The sequence below is a fragment of the Flavobacterium endoglycinae genome (assembly GCF_017352115.1).
GTDB classification, from domain to species: domain Bacteria; phylum Bacteroidota; class Bacteroidia; order Flavobacteriales; family Flavobacteriaceae; genus Flavobacterium; species Flavobacterium endoglycinae.
This window is the reverse complement of the sequence record NZ_CP071448.1, coordinates 1,278,247-1,304,118: the sequence shown is the minus strand read 5'-3', so window position 1 is coordinate 1,304,118 and position 25,872 is coordinate 1,278,247. Positions and strand designations below refer to the sequence as shown.

At 35.2% G+C, this 25,872-nt stretch carries 17 protein-coding genes; 14 read left to right on the top strand and 3 right to left on the bottom strand.

Annotated elements, in window-relative coordinates:
- The first annotated feature begins 11 nt into the window (after nucleotides 1–11).
- The 8 genes from J0383_RS05545 to J0383_RS05510 all read left to right on the top strand — a co-directional run bounded on the left by J0383_RS05545 (nucleotide 12) and on the right by J0383_RS05510 (nucleotide 10,029).
- A complete protein-coding gene (locus tag J0383_RS05545) occupies nucleotides 12–1,121 on the top strand; it encodes an endo-1,4-beta-xylanase (protein WP_207297452.1) in 1,110 nt (369 codons plus the stop codon).
- Nucleotides 1,122–1,375: 254 nt separating this feature from the next.
- Complete coding sequence (locus tag J0383_RS05540; protein WP_207297451.1) at nucleotides 1,376–2,809, top strand: MFS transporter; 1,434 nt, start codon at nucleotides 1,376–1,378, stop codon at nucleotides 2,807–2,809.
- A 21-nt stretch (nucleotides 2,810–2,830) separates the two neighbouring features.
- The gene (locus tag J0383_RS05535; protein ID WP_207297450.1) at nucleotides 2,831–3,865 is read left to right on the top strand and encodes a glycoside hydrolase family 43 protein; all 1,035 of its coding nucleotides are present in this window, start codon (nucleotides 2,831–2,833) and stop codon (nucleotides 3,863–3,865) included.
- A 693-nt stretch (nucleotides 3,866–4,558) separates the two neighbouring features.
- Nucleotides 4,559–5,566, top strand: a complete 1,008-nt coding sequence (locus J0383_RS05530) for a GntR family transcriptional regulator (RefSeq protein ID WP_207297449.1) — start codon at nucleotides 4,559–4,561, stop codon at nucleotides 5,564–5,566.
- Between the two features lie 3 nt (nucleotides 5,567–5,569).
- On the top strand, nucleotides 5,570–7,051 hold the full coding sequence (locus J0383_RS05525) for a xylulokinase (protein WP_207297448.1): 1,482 nt from the start codon (nucleotides 5,570–5,572) through the stop codon (nucleotides 7,049–7,051).
- Nucleotides 7,052–7,058: 7 nt separating this feature from the next.
- Complete coding sequence (gene xylA / locus J0383_RS05520; protein WP_207297447.1) at nucleotides 7,059–8,384, top strand: xylose isomerase; 1,326 nt, start codon at nucleotides 7,059–7,061, stop codon at nucleotides 8,382–8,384.
- A gap of 439 nt (nucleotides 8,385–8,823) precedes the next feature.
- The gene (gene fsa, locus J0383_RS05515) at nucleotides 8,824–9,480 is read left to right on the top strand and encodes a fructose-6-phosphate aldolase (protein WP_207297446.1); all 657 of its coding nucleotides are present in this window, start codon (nucleotides 8,824–8,826) and stop codon (nucleotides 9,478–9,480) included.
- A gap of 198 nt (nucleotides 9,481–9,678) precedes the next feature.
- Entirely contained in the window at nucleotides 9,679–10,029 is a 351-nt protein-coding gene (locus J0383_RS05510; protein ID WP_207297445.1) for a gamma-glutamylcyclotransferase family protein, read from the top strand.
- Between the two features lie 79 nt (nucleotides 10,030–10,108).
- On the opposite strand, the gene J0383_RS05505 is transcribed toward J0383_RS05510, so the two are convergent.
- Entirely contained in the window at nucleotides 10,109–11,029 is a 921-nt protein-coding gene (locus J0383_RS05505; RefSeq protein ID WP_207297444.1) for a bifunctional helix-turn-helix transcriptional regulator/GNAT family N-acetyltransferase, read from the bottom strand.
- Nucleotides 11,030–11,177: 148 nt separating this feature from the next.
- Here J0383_RS05505 and J0383_RS05500 point away from each other — a divergent pair, with 148 nt between their 5' ends.
- Together J0383_RS05500 and J0383_RS05495 are read left to right on the top strand one after the other, a co-directional pair.
- Nucleotides 11,178–11,792 (top strand): DapH/DapD/GlmU-related protein, encoded by a 615-nt coding sequence (locus tag J0383_RS05500; protein ID WP_207297443.1) that lies wholly within the window; start codon nucleotides 11,178–11,180, stop codon nucleotides 11,790–11,792.
- A gap of 18 nt (nucleotides 11,793–11,810) precedes the next feature.
- The gene (locus tag J0383_RS05495) at nucleotides 11,811–12,389 is read left to right on the top strand and encodes a suppressor of fused domain protein (protein WP_207297442.1); all 579 of its coding nucleotides are present in this window, start codon (nucleotides 11,811–11,813) and stop codon (nucleotides 12,387–12,389) included.
- Between the two features lie 5 nt (nucleotides 12,390–12,394).
- Here the strand turns inward: J0383_RS05495 and J0383_RS05490 are convergent, their stop codons facing one another.
- Nucleotides 12,395–13,999: a class I SAM-dependent methyltransferase gene (locus tag J0383_RS05490; protein WP_207297441.1), complete on the bottom strand. Its 1,605-nt coding sequence runs from the start codon at nucleotides 13,997–13,999 to the stop codon at nucleotides 12,395–12,397.
- Between the two features lie 237 nt (nucleotides 14,000–14,236).
- Complete coding sequence (locus J0383_RS05485; protein WP_207297440.1) at nucleotides 14,237–18,184, bottom strand: hybrid sensor histidine kinase/response regulator; 3,948 nt, start codon at nucleotides 18,182–18,184, stop codon at nucleotides 14,237–14,239.
- A gap of 386 nt (nucleotides 18,185–18,570) precedes the next feature.
- On the opposite strand from J0383_RS05485, the gene J0383_RS05480 reads away from it, so the two are divergent.
- The 4 genes from J0383_RS05480 to J0383_RS05465 all read left to right on the top strand — a co-directional run bounded on the left by J0383_RS05480 (nucleotide 18,571) and on the right by J0383_RS05465 (nucleotide 25,690).
- On the top strand, nucleotides 18,571–21,576 hold the full coding sequence (locus tag J0383_RS05480; RefSeq protein WP_207297439.1) for a SusC/RagA family TonB-linked outer membrane protein: 3,006 nt from the start codon (nucleotides 18,571–18,573) through the stop codon (nucleotides 21,574–21,576).
- Between the two features lie 17 nt (nucleotides 21,577–21,593).
- Nucleotides 21,594–23,117, top strand: a complete 1,524-nt coding sequence (locus J0383_RS05475; RefSeq protein ID WP_207297438.1) for a RagB/SusD family nutrient uptake outer membrane protein — start codon at nucleotides 21,594–21,596, stop codon at nucleotides 23,115–23,117.
- 83 nt (nucleotides 23,118–23,200) lie between these two features.
- Nucleotides 23,201–24,373, top strand: coding sequence for a glycoside hydrolase 5 family protein (locus J0383_RS05470; RefSeq protein WP_207297437.1), 1,173 nt, complete (start codon nucleotides 23,201–23,203; stop codon nucleotides 24,371–24,373).
- A 276-nt stretch (nucleotides 24,374–24,649) separates the two neighbouring features.
- Nucleotides 24,650–25,690 (top strand): glycoside hydrolase family 43 protein, encoded by a 1,041-nt coding sequence (locus J0383_RS05465; protein WP_207297436.1) that lies wholly within the window; start codon nucleotides 24,650–24,652, stop codon nucleotides 25,688–25,690.
- Nucleotides 25,691–25,872: the final 182 nt, after the last annotated feature.

The following is a 25,872-nucleotide window of genomic DNA, read 5'->3' as shown; positions in this document are numbered from 1 at the left end:
AACCAAAATATATGAAGTTCATTAAACCATGCTTATTTGCCGTCACGACTCTGCTGACTATAGGCTGTACATCGCAGAAAGACCCACTTACTTTAAAAGATGCTTTTAAAAAAGATTTTTATATAGGTACTGCGTTAGATCTAAATCAGATTAATGAAAAAAATCCGAAAGAAGATTCGCTGATTCGAAAAGAGTTCAACGCCATTACGGCTGAGAATATTATGAAATCTATGTATGTTCATCCGCAGAAAGACAAATACGATTTTACATTATCGGATAAATTTGTGGCGTATGGAGAAAAGAATAAAATGTTTGTTCACGGACACACTTTAATTTGGCACAGTCAATTGGCGCCTTGGATGGAGAAAATTGCTGATAGTACAGAAATGAAAGCTTTTATGCAGGACCATATCACTACAGTTGTTTCCAAATACAAAGGGCGAATTGGTTCTTGGGATGTGGTAAATGAAGCTTTAAACGAAGATGGTACTTTGAGACAGTCGGTTTTTTTGAAAACACTTGGAGAAAAGTATTTGGTTGATGCTTTTAAATTGGCAGCCAAAGCAGATCCTAAAGCAGCATTGTATTATAACGATTATAATATCGAAGAACCGGCTAAAAGAGCAGGAGCTATTGCTTTAATCAAAAAAATAAAAGCGGAAGGCGGAAAAGTGGACGGAGTTGGGATTCAAGGGCATTGGAGATTGGGAAGTCCGTCGATAGAAGAAATTGAAAAAAGTATTTTAGAATATTCAGCTTTAGGAATTAAAGTAGCGTTTACAGAATTAGATATTACCGTATTGCCTAATCCGTGGGACTTAAAAGGAGCAGACGTAAATCAGAAATTTGAAGGAAGCGAAAAAATGAATCCGTATCCAAAAGCATTACCAGACTCTATTCAAAACAAACTTGCAGAGCGTTATGCTTCAATTTTTAAATTATTTTTGAAACACAAAGATAAAATCAGCAGAGTTACTTTTTGGGGCGTTCACGACGGACAATCTTGGTTAAACGACTGGCCGATAAAAGGAAGAACCAATTATCCGCTGCCTTTTGATGCCCATTTAAAACATAAAAAGGCTTACGACAGCGTTTTAAAACTGAAAGAAACTAAAGAATAAATACTAAAATAGTTTAAGTTTTGATGAATTTATTTACAATCGATTGTGAAATTAAAAATAAAGCAAATAAAGTAAACTAAATTTGGATAATATGTTTTTTTGTCTAATTTTACACAACCGATTGTTTTGATTTGAATTCATCTCTAAAGGGGTTAAAAAACCTTTCGGATAAGAAGAGTAGTTGAAACAAATAGGAAACCTGAAAGGTTTTTAAAACTTTACAGGATAGAACTAACTAACCACAAAAACCACGAATGACTAACATTTCACAAAAACTATCCATCAAAGAAAAAATTGGATACAGCTTAGGAGACTTGGCTGCTAATTTGGTTTTTCAGACTTTGATGACGTATCTGGCGTATTTTTATACCGATATTTACGGCTTATCGCCAACCGATTCTTCAATCATTATGCTGATCGTGGGTTTGATTGCGGCCTTTATTTTTAATCCTATTATTGGGGTTTTGGCAGACAGAACGAGTACTAAATGGGGAAAATTCAGGCCATGGATTTTAATAACTGCGATTCCGCTTGGAGTGGTGGCTTTATTAGCATTTTCTACTCCTGATTTCTCGTATAAAGGAAAAGTAATTTATGCCGTTGTAACCTATACTTTATTATTGCTTTTTTATGCTGGAAACAACCTGCCGTATTCTGCTTTAAGCGGCGTAATTACAGGCGATATGAAAGAACGAAACAGTATGTCATCATACCGTTTTGTGGCCGTTATGTTTGCCCAATTTTTTGTTCAGGTTTTCATGCTCGGAATTATTAAAAGTGCTGGTAATGGCGATAAAGCAGTCGGAATCGAAAAAGTAATGACCGCTTTGGCAATTATTGGAACGATCATGCTTTTGATTACTTTTTTAACCACAAAAGAAAGAATCATTCCGAAACCAGAACAAAAATCAAGCGTTAAAGAAGATTTAAGCGATTTAATCAAAAACAGACCTTGGATCATTATGCTTACGCTCACCACTTTGGTTTTTGTAACATTAGCAATGAAAGGCGGTTCGTATGTGTATTATTTCGAAAACTACGTCAATAAAGAACAGCTGACAGCTTTTATTCAGCCTATTCTGGATTTTCTAACTACAATCGGGTTGAATCATTTTGGCAACGATCCTGTTTCTGCAGGTTTTGGTTTATTCAATGCAGGCGGCATTATCTTTATGATTGTCGGGATTACCTTATCTAAAAATTTAGCCGATAAATACGGGAAACGAAATGTTTTTGGACTATTTCTGTTTATTTCAACCCTGTTTATTATTGCTTTTTACTTTTTCCCATCCACATCTATCGGATTGATATTTCTCTCTCAAATTTTACATGGATTTTTCTACGGAATCACCATCCCGATTCTTTGGGCAATGATTGCTGATGTGGCTGATTATTCAGAGTGGCTGAATAACCGTCGTGCCACGGCAATAATTTTCTCTGCGATGATGGTTGGGCTAAAAACAGGATTAAGTATTGGAGGAGCTTTAACGACATTATTTTTAGGGTATTTCCATTATGTTCCAAATACTTCTCAGCAATCAGAAACAGCTATAAACGGAATCAAATTATTAGTGAGTATTTTCCCTGCAATCCCTTTTTTAATCGGAGCTGGATTGCTGTTTTTCTATAAAATCAATAAAGAAATGGAAGTGCAGATTGAAACAGAACTAAAAGAAAGAAGAACTTAATTTTTTAAACAAAATATCACTATGCCTGAAGACAGCATTGAACACATTAATTTTGAGCAGATTAATGAACTGGCGATTTCAAAGCCTTTAGTATCACATATTTATACAGCCGATCCTTCGGCGCATGTATTCAATGGTAAAATTTATATTTATCCGTCGCACGACATCGATGCTGGAATTCCATTTAATGACAATGGAGATCATTTCGGGATGGAAGATTATCACGTTTTTTCTATGGACGACATCTCATCAGAAGCAGTTGATAACGGAGTAGCCTTGCATGTAGACGATGTGGCCTGGGCCGAAAAACAAATGTGGGCACCAGATGCAGCCTATAAAAATGGAAAATATTATTTGTATTTCCCTGCCAAACGCGCCGATGGAATATTCCAGATTGGAGTTGCCATATCAGATTCGCCTGTCGGGCCTTTTATTCCCGAAAAAGAAGCGATAAAGGGTAGTTATAGTATTGATCCGGCTGTTTTTGAAGATGAAGATGGAAAGCATTACATCTATTTTGGCGGCATTTGGGGCGGACAGCTTCAGAAGTACAGAAATAATAAATACGATCAAAATAATGAAGAACCTTTGGCAGAAGAAAAAGCCTTGGGGCCAATTGTGGCTTTGCTTAGAGATGATATGCTGGAATTTGCAGAAGAGCCGAAAGAAATTAAAATTTTGGATGAAAATGGAAATGAAATCCTTGCGGGTGATAACGATCGCCGTTTTTTTGAAGCTTCATGGGTTCATAAGTATAATGGGAAATACTATTTCTCGTATTCTACAGGAGACACACATTTTATCTGTTACGCGATTGGCGACAATCCGTACGGACCGTTTACATATCAAGGAAGAATTTTAAATCCGGTTGTGGGCTGGACCTCACATCATTCGATCTGCGAAGTAGATGGAGAATGGTATTTATTTTACCACGATTCAAGTTTATCAAAAGGCGTTACGCATTTGAGAAGCATGAAAGTAACCAAAATCGATTATTTAAAAGACGGTTCAATTATCACAATTGATCCTTACGGGATAAGAAGATTAATCGATTAAGTTTTTTTTGTAAAAAAATTTCATAAAAAATACAATCGGTTGTGTTTGAAGTTTATTTCTTTACGTTGCGTTTGTTAACTCTACTGAAGGAGAGATTTTACGCGGGATTCTACAAAGATCATTGAAATTCTGTACGGAGTTTCTATTGTGTTTTGCTTCATGTGTCACTATTACTAGGTTTCCATTCGATTGAAATGACAAACTAAGAGGTGCAAACATCTATTTGAACATAGCCCAAGGTTTCAACCTTGGGTACGCAATGTATTCCATTTGCTGTGTCTCCAAGGTTGAAACCTTGGGCTATGTTTTTAATATTGTTAAGAATCTTCGTGGAGTTACTTGCAAAGATTTATACTTACGTCTAAATGACAAAAACTGTGGCGAAACTCTTTGCGTTCTTAACATAAACTTTGCAAACTTTACGATTAAATTATATTGCTAAGTTTTTGAAAAAATAATGTTCCGTCATCTCTCATGAAACCGTTTTGCGTGAGGGATAGAAGTGAAAAGCCCACAGTCTCGTCTTTTGACGAGACGAGGACTTGTAGCGGATAGCCCGACCCGCTTTTTTCGGCGGGGCACGCCCAAATTATAAAGATTAACACATTTAAAAAATAACAATTTTAAACTTAAAAATAATTTTTTGTAAAAGATTTTTAGCTACTTTAGCATAACAGAACGGAACAGAACGGTATGCTAAAAGAAGAAGAAAAATTTGAATTTATAATCAATCACGAAAGTGATATTCCGAAGTATCAGCAGCTGGTTGACGGGATTACCAATGCGATTGCGGAGAATATTTTGCAAAAGGGAGACTTGCTTCCGTCTGTAAATGTGATCTGCAAAACATATCAGCTTTCGAGAGACACGGTTTTTAAGGCGTATTCGATTTTAAAAGATCAAAAAGTAATCGATTCTGTGCCGAACAAAGGCTATTATGTAGCTGGCGAAACTAGAAAAGTGCTTTTGGTTTTGGATACGTTTAAGGCTTACAAAGAGGTTTTGTATCATTCGGTTGTGAATAATCTGCCAGATAATGTGATTATTGATGTGCAGTTTCACCATTATAATATTGATGTTTTTAAAACAATCATTAATAACGGAATCGGGAAGTATTACAAATATGTGGTGATGAATTTTGACCATAAGGATATTACGCCAGCTTTGTCCGCAATTTCAAAGGATAAATTGCTTTTGATTGACTGGAATATTAGGGCTGACAAAGCCAATAATTATGTTTTTCAGGATTTCGGAAAAGCCTTTTATGATGCTTTAAAAGAAGCGGTTGATTTGTTTAAAAAGTATAAAAAAATAGATTTTGTATATCCGGATTTTACGAATCACCCTTGGGAAACGGTAGAATTTTTTAAGAAATTCTGTGCTGATTTTGGTTTTCAATACGACATTATCACAGATCCGAAAAAGTTCAATATTGAGAAAGGAATTGCCTATATCAGTGTAAGCGACAGGATTTTGGGACACTTTTTAGAGCAATGTAAAGAAAAGGATTTTGAACCCGGAAAAGATGTTGGTTTTCTTTCGTACAATGAAACGCCAATGAAGAAATTTATATACAAAGGGATTTCAGTTGTTTCGACTGACTTCAAAGAACTAGGAACCAAAGCAGCGGCATTTATTACGCATGACGAAGAAACGAAATGTTATGTGCCGACAAAATTAATAATAAGAGAATCATTGTAAGTTATGTATTATATCGGTTATGATATTGGAAGTTCTTCTGTCAAGGCAGCCTTGGTAGAAGCAGAAACAGGCAAAAAAATCATTGTTTTGAATGAGCCTCAAAACGAAATGGAAATCCTTTCCATTCACCCAGATTGGGCAGAACAGGATCCAGAAATTTGGTGGCAGCACATTTGTACGGCAACAAAAAGGGCAATTAAAGAATCGAATATCGATGCTTCTAAAATTCAGGGAATTGGTATTTCGTACCAAATGCACGGATTGGTAATTGTGGATCAACAAGGTACTCCGTTGCGAAATTCAATTATCTGGTGCGATAGCCGTGCGGTTGAAATTGGGAATAAAGCTTTTGCAGAAATTGGAGAAGAAAAATGCATGATGCATTTATTGAATTCGCCTGGAAATTTCACCGCTTCAAAACTAAAATGGGTGAAAGAAAACGAACCTCAGCTGTATAGCAAAATTGACAAATACATGCTTCCGGGAGATTATATCGCTTTGAAATTAACTGGCGAAGTAACGACAACCAAAAATGGTTTGTCTGAAGGAATGCTTTGGGATTATAAAGAAAATAAAGTAGCCGATTGGCTTTTGGACTATTATGGAATTGATAGCTCTTTGACGCCAAAAATTGTAGAAAATTTTACCAATCAAGGTGTTGTGACTGAAAAAGCTTCTCAAGAATCTGGTCTTCCTGTTGGAATTCCGATTGTGTATAGGGCAGGGGATCAGCCTAATAATGCTTTATCATTAAATGTGCTGAATCCTGGAGAGGTTGCCGCGACAGGCGGGACATCTGGTGTTTTTTATGCCGTTAGCGAAATGTCGTCTGGAAAAAGCACGAGAGTAAACAACTTTGTTCACGTAAACTACGAATTAGAAACGCCAAGAGTTGGTAAACTTTTAAATATTAACGGAGCGGGAATTCAGTACAGATGGCTTCGCAATAATATGGGCAACGAAAGCTATGAGGCAATGAATGAAAAGGCTTCGAATGTGGAGATTGGATCTGAAGGCCTTGTCGTTATTCCATTTGGGAATGGGGCAGAGCGTATGTTTAATAACAAAACGATTGGGACACATTTCTTAAATCTGAATTTGAACATTCATAACAGTGCGCATTTATTTAGAGCTTCTCTTGAAGGAATTGCTTTTTCTTTTGTGTACGGAATGGAGTGTCTAAAAGATGATAATGCCACAATTAATGTAATTAGAGCAGGAAATGATAATCTTTTCCGTTCGGAGATTTTCTCCAATACTGTAGCAACTTTAATTGGCCACGAAATCGAAATTTACAATACAACGGGAGCGGTTGGAGCAGCTAGAGCGGTTGGTTTGAAAGACGGCGATTACAGTAAATTTGGAGCTAATGTAAGTGATAATGACCACGTAATGACGTTTTTGCCACTGCACAATAAAGAGCCTTATGAAGTGGCTTATAAAAAATGGAAACAAGAATTAGAATTAATATTAACAACTAAATAAAAAACAAATGATAGTTTTAGGAGATAAAGAATACTACAAAGGTATTGGCCAAATTAAGTTTGAAGGAAAAGAATCTGATAATCCTTTGGCGTTTAAATATTACAATCCAGACCAAGTTGTAGCTGGAAAAACAATGCGTGAGCACTTTAAATTTGCGATTGCTTACTGGCATACATTCTGCGGACAAGGGAGCGATCCGTTCGGGCCTGGAACTCAAAATTTTGCTTGGGATGCATCATCAGATCCGTATCAGGCAGCAAAAGATAAAGCGGATGCTGCTTTTGAATTCATCAGCAAAATGGGATTCGATTATTTCTGTTTCCACGATTACGATTTAATTAACGAAGGACCAACTTTCGCAGAATCAGAAAAACGTTTGGCTTTTATTACAGATTATTTAAAACAGAAAAAAGCAGAATCTGGAATTAAATTGCTTTGGGGAACTTCTAACTGTTTCTCAAATCCAAGATTTATGAACGGTGCTGCGACAAATCCTGATTTTAATGTTGTGGCAAGAGCCGGAGGACAAGTAAAACTAGCTTTGGATGCTACAATTGCTTTAGGAGGAGAAAACTACGTATTCTGGGGAGGTAGAGAAGGTTATATGTCTTTACTAAACACAGATATGGGAAGAGAATTAGATCACATGGCGCAATTCTTAACAATGGCTAGAGATTATGCAAGAGCGCAAGGTTTTAAAGGAACTTTCTTCATCGAACCAAAACCAATGGAGCCATCTAAACACCAATACGATTTTGACTCTGCAACTGCAATTGGATTCTTAAAAGAATACGGTTTAGACAAAGACTTCAAAATCAACATTGAGGTAAACCACGCTACTTTGGCACAACATACGTTCCAACACGAATTGGAAGTGGCTGCAAAAGCTGGAATGTTAGGAAGTATCGATGCGAACAGAGGTGATTACCAAAACGGATGGGATACAGACCAGTTCCCAAATAACATTCAGGAAACTACTGAAGCAATGTTGGTTTTCTTAAAAGCTGGCGGATTGCAAGGCGGTGGAGTTAATTTTGATGCTAAAATCAGAAGAAATTCTACAGACTTAGAAGATGTTTTCTTAGCCCATATTGGTGGAGCTGATACTTTTGCAAGAGCTTTACTGACTGCTGATAAAATTATTTCTTCTTCTCCATACGAGAAGTTAAGAAAAGAAAGATACAGCTCATTTGATTCTGGAAAAGGTAAAGATTTCGCCGATGGAAAATTAGGTTTAAAAGATCTTTACAACATCGCTCACGAAAATGGAGAATTAAATCTTCAAAGCGGTAAACAAGAATTGTTTGAAAACATCATCAACCAATACATTTAATTGGTTTAGATTTTTTGAATATCAATTGAACCTAAAAGATTTTAAAAAGTTAGGTTTATATAAAGTTTATATAAAATATTAGTGAGATAAAAACATCTAAAAAGCTCTAGATTTTTTAAATAAGATTATAAATTATTAAAAAGCGCTTTTTAGATTAAATTGAGAAATGTGTATTGAGATAATGGCCTAGTTTTCAATTTTGAATGGAGAGAATTGATTTAAGGTTTAGTTGCTTTTTCTTTTATTCAAAATAGTAAAATTGAGCCAGTTTGATAAAAAATAATAGTGAGTTAATTTTTTATTGAAGGTTTTTTGAAGAGCAGAATCAATCAAAATACACATTTTTCTCACTAGAACTCCTAAAGAACTTTGTCAAAGTTTTAAAACTTCGACAAAGTTTTTTTTACGCAAAATAGTATTTAACCAAAAACCAAAAAACATGAAATTTTTTATTGATACTGCTAATCTTCAAGATATTGAAGAAGCGCAGGCTTTAGGCGTTTTAGACGGCGTAACCACCAATCCGTCTTTAATGGCAAAAGAAGGAATTACCGGAAAACAAAACATCTTAAATCATTATCTGGCTATCTGCAATATTGTTGACGGTGATGTATCGGCTGAGGTAATCTCAACCGATTTTGAAGGAATGGTAAGAGAAGGAGAAGAATTGGCCGCTTTGCATCCGCAGATTGTGGTTAAATTGCCTATGATTGGCGATGGAGTAAAAGCATGCAAATATTTTTCTTCAAAAGGAATTCGCACCAATGTAACTTTAGTGTTTTCTGCAGGTCAGGCATTGCTTGCTGCAAAAGCAGGAGCGACTTATGTTTCTCCGTTTTTAGGTCGTCTAGATGATGTTTCGACAGACGGAATGCATTTAATTTCAGAAATTAGAGAAATCTACGATAATTACAATTATCAAACCCAGATACTTTCTGCTTCGGTAAGACACACAATGCATATTATCAATTGCGCTAAAATAGGATCAGATGTTATGACAGGTCCGCTTTCTGCAATAAAAGGATTATTGAAGCATCCGTTAACCGATATTGGTCTGAAACAATTTGTTGAAGATGCTAAAAAGATGAATCTTTAAGCTAAAATAAGCGATACAATTATTCAAGCCCTTTACGATAAAGGGCTTTTTTATGATTAGTAAACCTGTTTATATCGCTATCTTGTCGAATTTACTGTGATAAAATCCAATAATTCCGTAGCTTTAGTACATATTCAGCTCACGAAGTTTCATTTCTAAAGGGATGGGATTAAAGGCTTAAAAAAACAAATAAGTTAGATGAACAATATAGAAACAATTCCAGCTTTAATCATTTATGGATCACTCGCTCCGGGTGAATCCAATCATTCGATTATGGATCCGATTAAAGGCGAATGGAAAAAAGCGACAATAAAAGGCAAATTACTGGAAGGTGGATGGGGCTCTTCTTTAGGATATCATGGTTTTACTCCTGCAAATTATGATGAAGCCGAAATTATAAACGCATATGTTTTATTTTCGGAAGATTTGACTGCACGTTGGGATTATCTCGATGAATTTGAAGGTGATGGGTATATTCGAATTCAAACCGAATATCAGCTAGAAAATGGCGAAAAAGGAATTGGTTATATTTATGCTTTAAAACAATAAACAATAAAAAAATTCTAGAGTAAATGATTCAAAAAAATACAAACCTTCAAATTCAAACTGATTTTGGAGGATTTATATTTTAATTTAATTTCAAATCGTAACGTTCTTCGTTAAACGTTTTTCCCCATTCTTGAACTTCTTCAGATTGAGTAAGTTCAAATCCTATCATCTTATACATTTGAAGTGCTTTGTCTTGTAAATTTGTGGTAAGCAAAAACACGTTTTTAAATTTCTTCTCTTTGCAAAAATCAATAGCATCAGAAAGCAGTTTTTTGCCAATTCCAAGTCCTCTAAAAGCAGGATCGAGAAGAAACCATCTCAATTGAGCTTCTTCATTTGACTGATGTACAATTGCAACACAACCCACAATTTTATTATTGTATTCTGCCATCCAGATACGGTCATTTTCAGGAGAATATTTTCCTAAGAAATCATAAAAAGTCTTGATGACATATTTTTCAAAATCGGTGGAGAAATTATATTCTTTGCCATAAATAGCGCCGTGCAGATGGATGATATAACCAATATCGCCGGGCGTAATTTCATGTCGGTAAGTAATCTCTTCTCGGGCTATTTTACTTTCCGTGAGCAGATTTCTTACGGTATGCATCGAACTTACTAAAATCTCTTTTTCAGAGGGATTTAGTTTTTCAATTTTACCTTCGATTTTACTTTCAGATTTCGCATTTAAAATAGAAAGAAGCTCATTTCCTGTTTCAGTCAGTTTAATATTAAAAGCACGTTTATCTTCTGCCGAAGCGACTTTTACAATTAGATTTTCCTTTAAAAAACGTTTTAAAATTCGGCTTAAATATCCTTTATCCAGATTTAAAATTTCAGTGATTTTTTGTGCTGTTATAAGTTTGCTTTCGCTGATTTCATAAAGGATTCGTATCTCGGTTAGCGAATATTCACTATCTAAATAATGCTGGCTTAAAATGTCTAAATGTGCTGTATAGAATCGATTGAAACTTCTAATTTTTGAAGTCGTTGTACTCATGTTTTTTAAATATTGTATTATAAATGCAAATATATAAAATTAGTTGCCTTTGTCAACTAATTTATTTTGAGATAATACAAGATTTCCCATTTTTTAAAGTTTTATTTTTATAAGATAATTTATAAATACTTTTTTTAAGCTTAAGACCATGATAAAAACAATAGATTTTATAGAGAATTTTGACTTTTACTTTCCAGATTATGTTTCGAATACAGAACCTTGGGATATTGTTAACGATCTCGATACTATTCTTTTACAGAAAATAAAACAACTTTCATCTGATTATACAATTGAAGGAAATATTGCCATTCATAAAAATGCGATTATCGAACAAGGCGTCACTTTGAAAGGAACAGTTATTATTTCTGAAGACGTTTACATTGGCGCACATGCTTATTTACGCGGACCAATTCTGTTGGGAAAATCAGTAAAAATTGGTCCAGGGTCCGAAATTAAGCAGTCATTTATTTCGGATAATTCGGCAGTGGCGCATTTTAATTATATCGGAAACAGCTTGATTGGACAAAATATTAATTTTGAAGCCGGTTCGATCTGCGCCAATCATTACAACGAACGAAAAATTAAAAACATATCCGTTATTTACAAAGACAAGATCATCAATACGCATTCTGATAAATTTGGTTCGCTATTGGGAGATAATTCGAGAGTAGGAGCGAACGCTGTTTTATCGCCGGGAACTATTTTAGAGAAAAACACTATTGTAAAACGATTACAGCTGATTGAGCAATTAGCTGGAGAATAAATTACTAAGAAATAATAAATGAAGAATCAAGAATCGACAATGTATGTTGAGCAGTTAAAAGATCATTATGAAAATTATTTTGGTATTTCAGGGCAACCATTAATTTTAGAAAAAGGACCAAGAGAAAAATTGCATCCTGACTTTTTTGTTTTGGAGTTTAAACCGAATGACCGTCACGATTTTTGGGTTTATTGCTCAGTTGGAATGTCACTAGAAAGAGAAGATGATAATTTAATAGAACTATTTGTATTTTCACCTCAACAGGATTCTTCTTTGGTTGAGTTAATCACTGTTTGTGCATCATATCACCGAAATTTAAGACCATTAAACATACACCACACCATGAATATTGGGAAACCATGGCTGGGTAATTCTAAGTGTGATCATTGTTTTATTTCACTGCCTTACCTTGATGGTGAGGAAATGGAATTATTTAGTTTCAACCGGCAAATATTTCACTGTTATTGGCTGATTCCTATTACTGAAAAAGAAAGAGATTATAAAATCGAAGAAGGTTGTGAAGCCTTAGAACAACTTTTTGAAGACAAACAACTCGATTATTTAAATCCAGAAAGAGAATGTTTACTAACAGAATAAAAAACTCATTTCCCTTTCAATAAATTAATACTCACTGAAGCCGTATCAGCATCTGGGAATCGCTTAAAAATTGATTGATCTGGAAACAAACCTGCTTCTGCTGCAATTGCATTAAAAACGTCGATTTCAACAATATATTGGTCAGAAAATCCGTGAGTAGCATCATAAGCTGTTGCGGGAGTTCGGCCTAAATTATTGGCAGTCAGTTTTGGATTTATGGTATGAAGTTCAATCAAAAGCAGACCAAATTTATGCACATATGGCGACCATTTTTGTAAATGTTCCAAAAGATTGTCCTCAACCAAATTGTTACTGATTCTCTTTCCTCTGTAAGCAAATGCACCTGTCGAAGTGCTGACTCTGTTTTCATGGATCTGTTTAGGTTCCTGCCAGATTCTGTTATGATCTAGAAAAGTTCTTACGTTCAAAAGGTCTTTTAAATCGATATTATAATTCTCCTTGAGATCATTTGCCAGTAAATCAGGACGGCCAATATCGCCCCAGATTACTTTTGCCCAAATATCAGCTTTTATAAGATTGGCTCTCGTTACTTTTAAAGCCGTTTGATTATAATCGGCACCAACTAAAAATAACGGATATTCATCGAGCATTTTTCCTCTCAAAGTCTGCCTGTCGATGACTTCAAAAATATGCTGCAGGAAAGCGCCATTTCCGCAGCCCATATCGAGAATTCCTTTGGGCTGTTCTTCAATAGGAAGATTAAAAAGTTTGATCAGAATTTCGTCAACCACTTTAAAATACGTATCATGAGCACCGCCGCTTCCCCAAACATTCATTTCACGATCGACGTGGATTTCGTTTTCACCTTCAGCGGTTCTTAAAACATCTGGATTTCCAAAAATGAGTTCTTCGGTTTTGGCGAATGTGGGCAGATAAGAAACTGTAACGCCGTAAGCGCTGGCTCTTTTGGCGAAAAATAAACCTGCTTCTGTAAATTGATAATTACCGTTTTTTTCGAGAAACCAACCCAAATGCACAAAAAAGTCTAATATCTTTTTAAAATTTTCTGGTGATTTATGAAACTCTTCGGGTCTGAAAGATGTTTCCATAAAATATTTATGAAACATTCCGTTCATGGCCAGCCGTACGATTGTGGGACCAATTAAATAACCTTCGATATGTTTTAAAATCTGCTCCTGTATGCTGTTTGTTAAAGGATCGGCAGAAGGTTTAATTCCGTATTTTGTTTTATATTTTTCGAAAATAACATTGAGTTTTTCAAACGGTGTATCTTCAAACAAACGCGGATGAAACTGAATCGACAATTGAAGCAGCGCCACAACATCTTCATATAAAGGAAAAAGTGAAAAAGCAATTTCCGTTTTTTCATTTACCGAAATCGTAATTTCCTGAGTTTTATTATCAACTTCATATTCCAGAAATCCCTGCGAAGCCAAAACTCTTAAACCAATATTTAGATAGCCTTCATTGGCATTAAAAATCGCTGTAAGTTCAGATAATTTTATCTGTTTCTGTTTTAAAATAAATTTTAAAACAGCTTTGTTTTGGAGTGCTATTGCCACTGGAGCAGTAACTAAACCATCTAGATGTTTGAAAATGGAACTTAAAAGTTGTGATTTATCGGTCATAGTACAAAAATGAAGGTTAGTTTAAAAATAGTGATTTTTTCTTACTTAATACATTTCATTTTGTATCTCAAGCGTAAGACGCACTGCTGTGCGTCTCTACAGATGATCTTGTGTATTATTGTTGTTTTGCCTCATTTTATTTCGTAGAGACGCACAGCAGTGCGTCTAAACAACGAATGTCCATAACAAATATTCCACAATTACACTGAACTCCAAACTGCGACTGCAAACTAAAAACTACCTATTCATAGCAATATAATCCGAAGGCGACATTGTAAAATGCTTCTGGAAATTACGTCCGAAACTGGTTTGCGATTTGTAACCTACCATTTCGGCGATTTCGTACATTTTGTAATTTTCGGTTAAAAGCAGTTCGGCAGCGCGTTTTAAACGCACAATATTGATCAGCTCATTCGGACTTAGATTCGAAATGTCTTTAATTTTTCGGTACAGAGTTGAACGGCTCATATTCATGATTTCGGCTAAAGATTCTACGCTCAAATCGGGATCGGTTATGTTTTTTAGGATTTCTTCATCGAGTTTTTTCAAAAACTTTTCGTCGGTTTTATTGTGCGCAATGCTTTTAATGTGCGAAAGCGGAGAACTTGCATAATAATTCATAATCTGTTTTCGGTTTTCGATCAAATTATGCGCTTGAACTTTTAAATAATCCATTGAGAAAGGTTTGGCGATATAGGCATCGGCACCCACTTCCAAACCATCAATTTGTGATTTCAGTGAGTTTTTCGCAGTAAGCAAAATCACGGGAATATGACTCGTTTCTAGATTCGTTTTGATTTCTTTACACAACGTGATTCCATCCATAACCGGCATCGAAACATCGCTGATAACGAGCTGAATGTTTTCGTTATGAATGATTTTCAATGCATTTTCGCCATTATCAGCTTTGAAAATAGTGTAATGCGAAGAAAGTTCGGTTGTAATAAAATGCAGTAAATCTTCATTGTCTTCTACGACAAGAATTTGTGTTTTTTCGTATTTGTTTTCAACCTCAACAATAGTTTCGGTTTCCATTTCTTCGATTTCAGGTTCATTATAAAACATAAATTCTTCTTCCTGACGAAGCGGTACTATAAGTTCAAAAATATTCAGTTGTACATCTGGAACCAATTGCAGATTTCCGTTGTGCAGTTGTGCCAGAGAATGTGCCAGAGAAAGTCCAATTCCCGTTCCCGAAGCGGTATCAGAATTATCGACCCTGAAAAACGGTTCGAAAATTTTATCTTTTAATTGAAACGGAATCAAATTCCCATCATTTTTTACAGTTAAAGTCAGTTTCTTTTCATCTCTAAAAAGCGTAATCGAAACTTTATCTTTTGAATATTTAATGGCGTTGTTCATCAAATTGCTCAGAATTTTTTTGAACGCTTCTTTATCCACAAAAGCAAAAATGTCTTTATCGCCCAGTTCAAGTTCAAACTCAATCCCGCGCTCTTCAATTAATTGGCTGAAACGCAAATGTAAATTCCGAACCATTGACGAAATATTGGCTTCTACGAAAGTAAGTTTCAAGCCGCCGATTTCGGATTTACGGAAATCCAATAATTCGTTTACCAGTTTTAGCAATCGTGAAGTATTTTTCTTCATGATCGAAAGATTCTGCGGCACTTCAACGGATTGATGTTCCATTACTAGAAGTTTTTCCAAAGGACCTTTTATAAGCGTAAGCGGTGTTCTAATTTCGTGCGCTACATTGGTAAAAAAGTCAATTTTGGCTTGATAGATTTCTTTTTCTTTTTCGTCATTTAGATGTTTTATTTTACGGTTATTTTTAATTTCAGTCAGATTATTAGAATAACGAATAACATAATATAATGAACCGCAAATGAGCAGAAAATAGAAAAAATACGCATAATTACTCGCCCAGAACGGAGGCAGAATTCTGATTTTAAGTTTCACTTCTTTACTCCAAACGCCAAAACTATTCAGCGATTTTACTTTAAAAACATAATCGCCTGGCGCTAATTCGGTAAAAAAGACTTTGTTGTTTCTTTCGAGATAAACCCAGTCGTTGTTTACATTTTCAAGCTGATACCAATATTCGGTTAGTTCTGGAGCGGTATAATTTAAAGAGGCAAATTCGAGATTAAATGATGCTTGATTGTTATCGAGTTGCAATTCGTCAATATGCGAAATCGAATTTGTAAGCGGAGAATCGGTTTCGTTAACATCAATATCTTTATTATTAATCTGAAGATTGGTAATAAAAATCGAAGGCGTGTATTTGTTTTTGGTGAAATTCTTCGGATTGAAGCTGATCATTCCGTTTAAGTTTCCAAAATACATATCGCCGTTTGTATCTTTAAAAGCCGATGCATAATTAAACTGATCGCTCAATAAACCATTTGCCGTTGTGTAGATTTTTACACCTTTATGATTCAGACTAAACTGTACAAGACCTTTTGAAGTCGTAAGCCATAAATTCTTATTGTTATCTTCTAAAATCGAATAGACCACATTGCTAGGAAGTCCGTTTTTGGTGGTGAATTTTTTAAACGTTCTTGTTTTTTTATCAAATAAATTCAGTCCGTTTTCGGTGGCAAACCAAAGATTTTTCGAACTGTCTTCAAAAATATAATTGATCGAATTGTTGCTGATGCCTTTTGTGTTTTTATAATCATAAATAAAAACTTCTCTTTTTCCTGATTTTGGATTGTAATAAAACAAACCATCGCGGTAACTTCCTGCCCACAGATTTCCGTCGCTGTCTTCTTTATAGGTTGTATAATGAGTGGTTTCTGGGAAAGTTTTCAAAATATCAAATGTATCTTTCTGTTCGTTGTAGCGATACAATCCCATTGTGGTTATAACAATTAATTCGTCTTTTTTAGTTTCATAAAAAGAAAAAATAAAATTGCTGTGCAGTCCGGTTGCTGGATTATTGGCGCTGTAATGTTTAATGACATTTCCCGAATTTCGGTCTAAAACATCCATGCCATGTTCAAAAGTTCCAATCCAGATTTTGTCTTTTCTAGGCATTAAAGCGTGAATATTATAGTACGAAACGCTGTTTGGACTTCCGTTTGGCAGATACGAAGTAAAAGTCTGCGTTTTTGGGTTGAATCGGTTTAAACCTGCATCTTCGGTACCAATCCATAAATCGCCATAATCGTCTTTGTGAATTTCTCTTACGGCGCTTCCGCTGATGGAGTTTTGACCTTTCTGCGGAAAATATTTTTTAAACTGTGTATATTGTTTTTGATGGTAATTAATACCGCCAAAATAAGTTCCTACCCAGATTCCGTTTTCTTTATCAATAGTAATGCAGTAAGCCGCATTATCTGAAATCGCATACGGATCGTTGTAATTTTTTCTAAGATTTACCGTCGTTTTGGTAATCAGGTTGCAAACGTAAATTCCAGATTCGCTGGCAATCCAAAGTTCACAATTGTCTTTCTTTTTGAACTGACGCACATAAACTGGTTTTTTTGATGAAAATTCTAGATTCGAAGTGGTTTTCTTTTGAATGTTATAAATCAAAACGCCATCGTCCTGCGTTCCAATCACGATATTATTTTTGTCCAAAGCATAAATTGTGGTAATTCTAAAATTGGAAGAATTGGCTGGAGGTGTAATCGGAATATTTTCAAACGAAAGACTTTCTTCAGAATAACGATATATTTTATTTAAAGAAGAAGCCCAGATTTCGCCGTTGGCATCGCGTGAAATCGAAGTAGCAATAAAATATTTGTTGGGGTTAAAAGTCTTGGTTTCCTTTTTAATGGTCGAATATTTATAAAGAATGTTTCCTGATACAAACCAGATATTTCCGTGTCTATCATGATTAATGTCGTTAATACGATCATTTATGGCTTCATTTAAAACCGTAAACTGATCATTTTTTTTATTGTATTGATACAAACCTTTATCGGTTCCCACCCAAATGATGCCTTTATATTCATGCAGTGACTGAATATAATTACTTCCTAAACTATGAATAGGATCGAGATTGCTTCGGTAGGTTTTAAAACGATAACCGTCAAATCGGTTTAAACCGTCTTTGGTTCCAAACCACATAAAACCATCTTCATCTTGTAAAGAAGTCAAAACGGTATTGTTAGAAAGTCCTTCTTCCACCTGAAAATGTTTAAAATAATATTCCTGCGCATGAATAAAATTTTGCGAAAAAATGAATAAAACTAATAAAAGAAAGAATTTACGCATAGCTGTGTTTTTTAGGATAAAATCGAGACTTCTGCAAATCGTGTCAATTTTCAACAAAATGTTGCAAGTCGCTATTTATTTGACCTTTTTTGTACAATTTGAATCATTTGAAATAGAAATTGACACAAATGAAGCATTTTATTTTGAATTTAAATCATCTACTTTGACATTTCAAATAAATCATATTGATAATTTTTAAGCTCAAAAAATATTGCATCAATAAAATAAAGTTTGAAAAAGTATATCATTAACAATTTTGCATCAAAATGAACGAATTATTATTAGCGGGCTTTTTAAAATTCTTATCGGCCCGAATTAGAGATGACTAAAATTTAAACCAATTTCCAACCAACCACAAAATGAAAACTATCTAAAATGAAAAATCAATGAAAACAAAGTTCACTCAAATTTTAAAGAAGAGATATTGCCTCTTGTTTTTCTTTAGTTTATTACTACAACAAACGTACGCACAGCAAATAACCATAACGGGAAAAGTGGCTTCTGCAACAGGAGAACCAATTCCGTTTGCCAATGTACTTGTTAAAGACACTAAAACAGGTGCCGTTACCGATTTTGACGGAAGATATAAAATTACAGCAGGAGCCAATCAAACGCTGGTTTTTAGCTCACAGGGATTTAAAACTACAGAAATTGCGATTAACAATAAAACAACTGTAGATGCCGTATTGGCCGAAGACGCTATGAAACTAGATGAGATAGTGGTAGTAGGTTACGGTTCTCAACAGAAAAAAGACCTTACAGGTGCGGTTTCTTTAGTAAAAGCCGAAGAAATCCAAAAACGTCAGGTTACAACAGTGGCCGACGGACTTCAGGGTTTGGTTACCGGAGTTAAAGTTCGAGGCGGTGGACGCCCTGGACAAGAAGCGAGTGTTGAAATCCGCGGACTTAAAAATCTTCAAAATACAAATCCATTATATGTTATTGATGGTATTGTGACTAGTGGGAATAGAGATTTTAACCCAAATGATATCGAAAGCATTCAGGTTTTAAAAGATGCCTCTGCAGCGGCAATTTATGGTTCCAGAGCAGCAAATGGTGTCATCATCATTACGACTAAAAAAGGTAAAAAAGGACCGCTTAAGATAGAAGTTTCTGCAAAAAGCAGTTTTACAGTTATGCCTCGTTACGATTTAATGGGAACTGAAGAGTTTGCAAAATACAACAACATGGCGTATGATAATGCAGGACTTCCAAGACAAAACCTAAATATGGCTGTCGATACAGACTGGCAGGATGCGGTTTTTAAAACTGGAATGATGCAGGATTATAATGCGAGTTTTTCTGGAGGAAGTGAAAATTCATCCTTTTTCATGTCTGGAAATTATTTTGGAAATGAAGGAACCGTGGTAGGAACAGATTTCGACAGAATTTCATTTCGTGTAAATTCAAGCGGTACAAAAGGAATTTTCAGCATTGGAGAAAACTTAGCAATTAGTAATGCAAAAACAGATGAAATGTCTGGAGCGCCAATTATTGATGTGTACAGAATGACACCAACCATTCCGCTTTACGATCCGTCTAATCCAGGTGGATATGGTTACGGAAAACAAGGTGTTGCCGATACATTTGGTACCAATCCTCTGGCACTTGCTGATTTTTCAAATACAATCAATCAAAATTTCAGAATTAGAGGAAATATCTGGTCTGAATTAAAATTTGCTCCATGGTTAAAATACCGTTTCAACTTTGGATATGAAACTAGTTTTGATTCGTATAAATACATGAGAAAAGTGGGTAACTGGACATTAAACCAGCCTATAGATCCATCTATTACCAATCAAAACAAAGCAAGATCTGAAACAATGTTATTTGAAAATACATTGACTTTCAAAAAAGAATTTGGAAAACATGATGTTACGGTTTTAGTAGGTCAGACTTTCCAAAAAGATAAATATGACATTATTTACGGAGAAAAGAGAAATCTTCCAATCAATTCAGGAACAGGGCAATATTATGAGGTTTTAAACCAAGGAAATTCGCCGGTTGTTGGAGGTTATATTAACGAAGCGGCACTTGCTTCTTATTTAGGAAGAATAGAATACAATTATGATAACCGTTATTTGTTTAATGCTGTTTTAAGACGCGATGGTTCATCAAGATTCAGTGATGCAAACAAATGGGGGAATTTCCCTTCTCTTTCTGCAGGATGGAGAGTAAGCAACGAATCGTTCTTTAAATCTCAGTTTATTAAAGATTTAAAATTAAGAGCAAGTTATGGTGAATTAGGTTCTGGTAATATTGGAAATTACGAATACAAAAGCTTTGTTAACAATTTCGGACAAATTGTATTAGGTAAAGACCAAACGTTATATCCTTCTGCAGCTCAGGTAAAATTATCAAATGAGCAATTGCGTTGGGAGAAATTGAAACAAACCAACTTTGGTTTAGATCTTGGCGTTTTAAATAATGATCTTCGTCTTACTGCCGATTATTTTATCGCTCGTACAGAAGATGTATTATTTGGTTTCCCAATTTTATTAACGACTGGAAACGATGGAGGAAATCCAATTTCGAATGCGGCAACAGTTGAAAATAAAGGTTTTGAAATTGAATTGGCTTATAGCAAAAAAATCAATGATTTCTCATTTAATGCTTCTGTAAACTTTACAAAAATTAACAACAAACTCGTTTCATTAGGTAACGGACAAAATGAAAATATTTCAGGAAATACCATTACTAGAGCAGGAATGCCAGTAGGAATGTGGTATGTGTTGCAAACTGATGGATTGTTCCAAAACCAGCAAGAAATCAACAACTACAAAAATGCAGAAGGAAAGGTAATTATGCCAAATGCTGTACCGGGTGATATTCGTTTTAAAGATGTTAACGGCGACGGACAAATTACAAGTGCTGATAAAGATATTGTAGGAAGTCCTTGGCCTGAATTTGAAATGGGATTCAACGCAGGAGCAGAATACAAAGGTTTTGATTTTTCTATGAACTGGATTGCTTCTCATGGAGCTACTGTTTATAACGGATTTAGAAGTGTTGTGGATCGTTTTGATGACAACAGTAACTACAGAAGAGGGATTCAGCCTTGGACACCAGAAAATCCAAATACTGATTTTCCTAGAGTTACAAAAGGTTCTACTTTAAATTCAAGAGGAGACAGCGACCGTTTCTTAGAAAATGGAGATTTCATTAGACTTAAATACATTGGATTTGGATATAACTTACCAGAAACAGTGTTGAAAAACTCAGGTATTTCGAGAGTAAGATTAAGCCTTTCAGCACAAAATATTATTACGATCACGAAATATAAAGGTTTAGATCCTGAATTTACAAACAGTAATATTTTTGAAAGAGGCTTTGATAATGGTGCCTTCCCAAATCTTAAGACCTATTCTTTTGGTGTTGACTTTAGCTTTTAATTTTAAAAAACAGCATAATGAAAAAAATAATAATAATAACCGCAGCTTTTTTAGGTCTTGTTTTTACAGCTTGTGAAAATGAATTAGACTTAAACAGCCCAAATGATATCACAACAGATCAGTATTGGAAAACAGAAAGTGATGCACAATCTGGTGTTAATTCAATTTATGCCATGTTTTACAAAGATGGTTTGTGGGCAAGATGGATGTATTTTCGCTTAGACCTAACTTCTGATGAAGGATATAGCGTAAGTCCGTGGACAGAATTAGCAGACTGGACAAGATTCAATTACATCAATTATAATTTCTGGGAAGGAAACGCAGTAACGTGGAGAGATACTTACAAAGCGATTTTTAGATGTAATCAGGTTTTAGCAAATGTGCCGAATATCACTTTTCAAAATGAAGATGATAAAAAGAAAATCATTGCTCAAGCAAAGTTTTTCAGAGCCTTACATTACTATTATGCAGCAGTAATCTGGGAAGATATTCCACTGGTTTTAGATCCGTCTACACCAGCAGATTTACCTCAGCAGAAAAAAGTAACTGAAATCTGGGCTCAAATCGAAAAAGACTTAAATGAATCGTATGAAGATTTACCTGGCAGCTGGTCAGCTGACCAATTGGGAAGACCTGATAAAGGTGCCGCAAAAGCTTTTATGGCAAAAGTATATATGCAGCAGCACAAATGGACAGAAGCAAAAGGCGCTCTGGAATATTTAATTACAGGAGCAGGAGCGAAGTACAGTTTAGTGTCTAATTACAGAGACAATTTTACAGATGTAAATGAAAACAACAGCGAATCAGTTTTTGAAATTCAATTTGGAGATCAAAGAAAAGGAGGAACTGGAGAAGATCAAAATGCAGCAGTTTCCAGTAACCGTTGTCAGTTTTTTGCACCAAGAGGAATTGGATGGTCAGACGGACAAGCTCGTTTTTGGTTAGTAAATGCTTTCAAAGAAGAGAAAAACAAAGATGGTAACCTAGATACTCGTTTAAGATGGACTTTGTACTATCCTGATTTATTAGCTGATTTTGGAGATAAAACATACGATAGAAACTGGGAATGGAATAACAACGAAGCATGGTTTAGAAAAGGAAGCCGTGATTATTACAGAAATAATGAAGATTACTACAGCCAGGTAAACTATAGATTAGTTCGTTACGCTGATATTTTATTGCGTTACGCCGAAGTTTTAAACGAATTAGGAAAAACATCAGATGCTTACCAATATGTTGATATGGTAAGAGCCCGTGTGAATATGAACACATTAGCAACTGCTCACCCAGAAATTGGAACCGACCACGATAAATTCTTAGAACGTTTAAAAATGGAAAGAGTTTTAGAATTATGTGGCGAAAGTGTGCGTTGGGAAGATTTAAAACGTTGGGGAGATTTAAACTCTCAAGCTTCTGTTGATAAAATTGCACTTCGTGATCCTGACTTTAAAAACTTTACAGTAGGGAAAAATCACAGAATGCCAATTCCACAAGTTGACGTAGACAATAATCCAAATCTGGATCAAAATTCTGGATATTAAAATTAATTTTTAGGGAATCAGACGATCAATCTGATTCCCTTATCATAAAAGAACAATTGTTCATAATATAAACAACATTTATAATGAGAAAGGTAAAATTGTGTCTGACATTTATGTTAGCAGGGCTGGTATTGCTTAGCTGCAACAACAAAAAAAGTAATCCCGAAGACAAGAAAAGTGAAACCGCTTCAGTAGAAAAAAGAGAAATTTGGACAAAAGATCAGGCCAATAAATGGTATGCAGCACAACCTTGGTTAGTAGGCGCGAATTATTCTCCTAGCACAGCTATAAATCAATTAGAGATGTGGCAGGAAGATACTTTTGATCCAAAAAGAATCGATCAGGAATTGGGCTGGGCAGAAGGTCTTGGGATGAATGTAATGCGTGTGTATTTGCACGATTTATTGCACCAGCAAGATGCAGAGGGACTTTACAAGCGCATGGATACTTTTTTAGGAATTGCTGATAAACACCACATTAAAATACTTTTTGTTTTATTTGATTCTTGCTGGGATCCGTTTCCTGCTTTAGGAAAACAACGCGCTCCCAAACCGCATACACACAATTCAGGATGGGTTCAAAGTCCGGGGCAAAAAGTGCTTCAGGATAAAACACAATATCCTCGTTTAGAAAAATACGTAAAAGAAACTGTAGCAAAATTCAAAGACGATAACCGTATTTTAGGATGGGATGTTTGGAACGAACCAGACAACATGACGGGGCCATCTTACGAAAAAGTAGAAATTAAAAACAAAGTCGATTTGGTTCTGCCTCTTTTAAAAGATGCTTTTGGATGGGCGAGAGAAAGCAATCCATCGCAGCCATTAACTTCTGGAGTTTGGGTTGGCGATTGGAGTGACGAAGCTAAAATGGCACCAATGCACAAAATGCAGATCGAACAATCAGATATTGTTTCCTTCCACAATTACAACACACCAGCAGATTTCGAAAAAGTAATCAAACAATTACAGCGTTACGGAAAACCATTGTTGTGTACAGAATACATGGCAAGACCAAACGGAAGTACTTTCGAAGGATTTTTATCAATTGCCAGAAAATACAATGTGGGTATGATCAATTGGGGATTTGTGGACGGAAAAACACAAACCAAATACGCTTGGGACAGCTGGACTAAAACCTATACAGCAGAACCAAAAGTATGGTTCCACGAAGTACTTCATACAGACGGAACACCATACATCAAAGCTGAAACTGATTTCATTAAAAAAATGACAGCTGAGGCGAATAAAAGTTAATTAGAGAATGTGTCAATTTGATAATTAGAAAATTATTTTGCCACATTCGATAGCTATCGGGATTCATAGATTAAAATGATTTTTTTCAAACATAGCCCAAGGTTTCAACCTTGGGAACACGGCGTGCGGAAATTCATTGCGTACCCAAGGTTTCAACCTTGGGCTATGTTTTATGTTGCAGCAGAAAAAAATCATTTTTAATCCTTTTAATCTGTGGCAAATAAAAAAGTAGTGAAAATTAGTGGAATTAGTGGCAACATTTTAATACCAAGCAACATGAAAAAAAACACCATAAAAAAACTCCTTTTAATAACAGCAATCGTGATCGGATTTTCTGCGAAAGCACAACAACCAGATCCGCCGGGACAAGTAAAAGGAAATGGAAAACCAAAAAATGAAGCCTATCTTTTTGCGCACATGACGCACAATGATTACGGCCGATTGTATTATTCGGTTAGTTTAGATGGTCTTCATTGGGAAAACCTCAACAGCGGAAAACGCGTTTTTGAAGAATACAAAGGACATCCGGATATCTGCAAAGGACCAGACGGAAAATATTACATCGCAGGAAATACAAGCGATGATGCAAAAAGTATCAATATCTGGGTTTCAGACGATTTAATTACTTGGAAAAAACATTCCGATTATACACCCGATTTAAAAAGTACACCCGATTATTCAAACGCTTTACAGCGAATTGGAGCACCAAAATTATATTATGATGAACCTTCTCAAAAGTTTATCATGACGTGGCATACACCACATTTAGAAGGAACAAAAGAAGACGGAGAACGTTATTGGGCAAGTCAGCGAACGTTATATGTTTTATCTAAAGATTTAAAAACATTTGAAGGACCACCAAACCGTTTATTCGATTGGGATATGGGAACGATTGATGTATTTATCCGTAAAGTCGGCGATTCTTACTACGCTGTAATTAAAGACGAAACGTATCCAACTTTGTATTGGACAACTGGAAAAACCATCCGAATTGCCAAATCAAAATCCCTTTTAGGACCTTATTCTTTGCCCCAGCAATCTATCAGTCCAAACTTTAGAGAAGCGCCAATGTTGATTCCTTCTCCAGATGATAAAATATGGTACATGTATTACGAACAATACCCAGGAGTTTCATACGGATTATCGATTGCAGATAACCTAAACGGACCTTGGTTTCAAGCCTCTGGCTACACCTTTTTCTCAGATTGGGACAAATACAGTTTTCCAGAAAAAGTACGTCACGGCTGTATGATTACAATCTCTAAAAAAGAATACGATAATCTGGTAAAGAAATTCGGTATTACAAAAAAGTTATAAAGTATGAGTTATGAGTTATGAGTTGAGGTCGTACGTTTTTTGAGTTAATAAAACAAAGATTATTTAATCGGAAATAAAATAATTAATAACCCAACTCATAACTTCTAATTCATAACTCATAACTAAAAAATAAGGTTAGTTAATGTTAGTGTTTGAGAATTACCAGGCACTGTGGATATTGC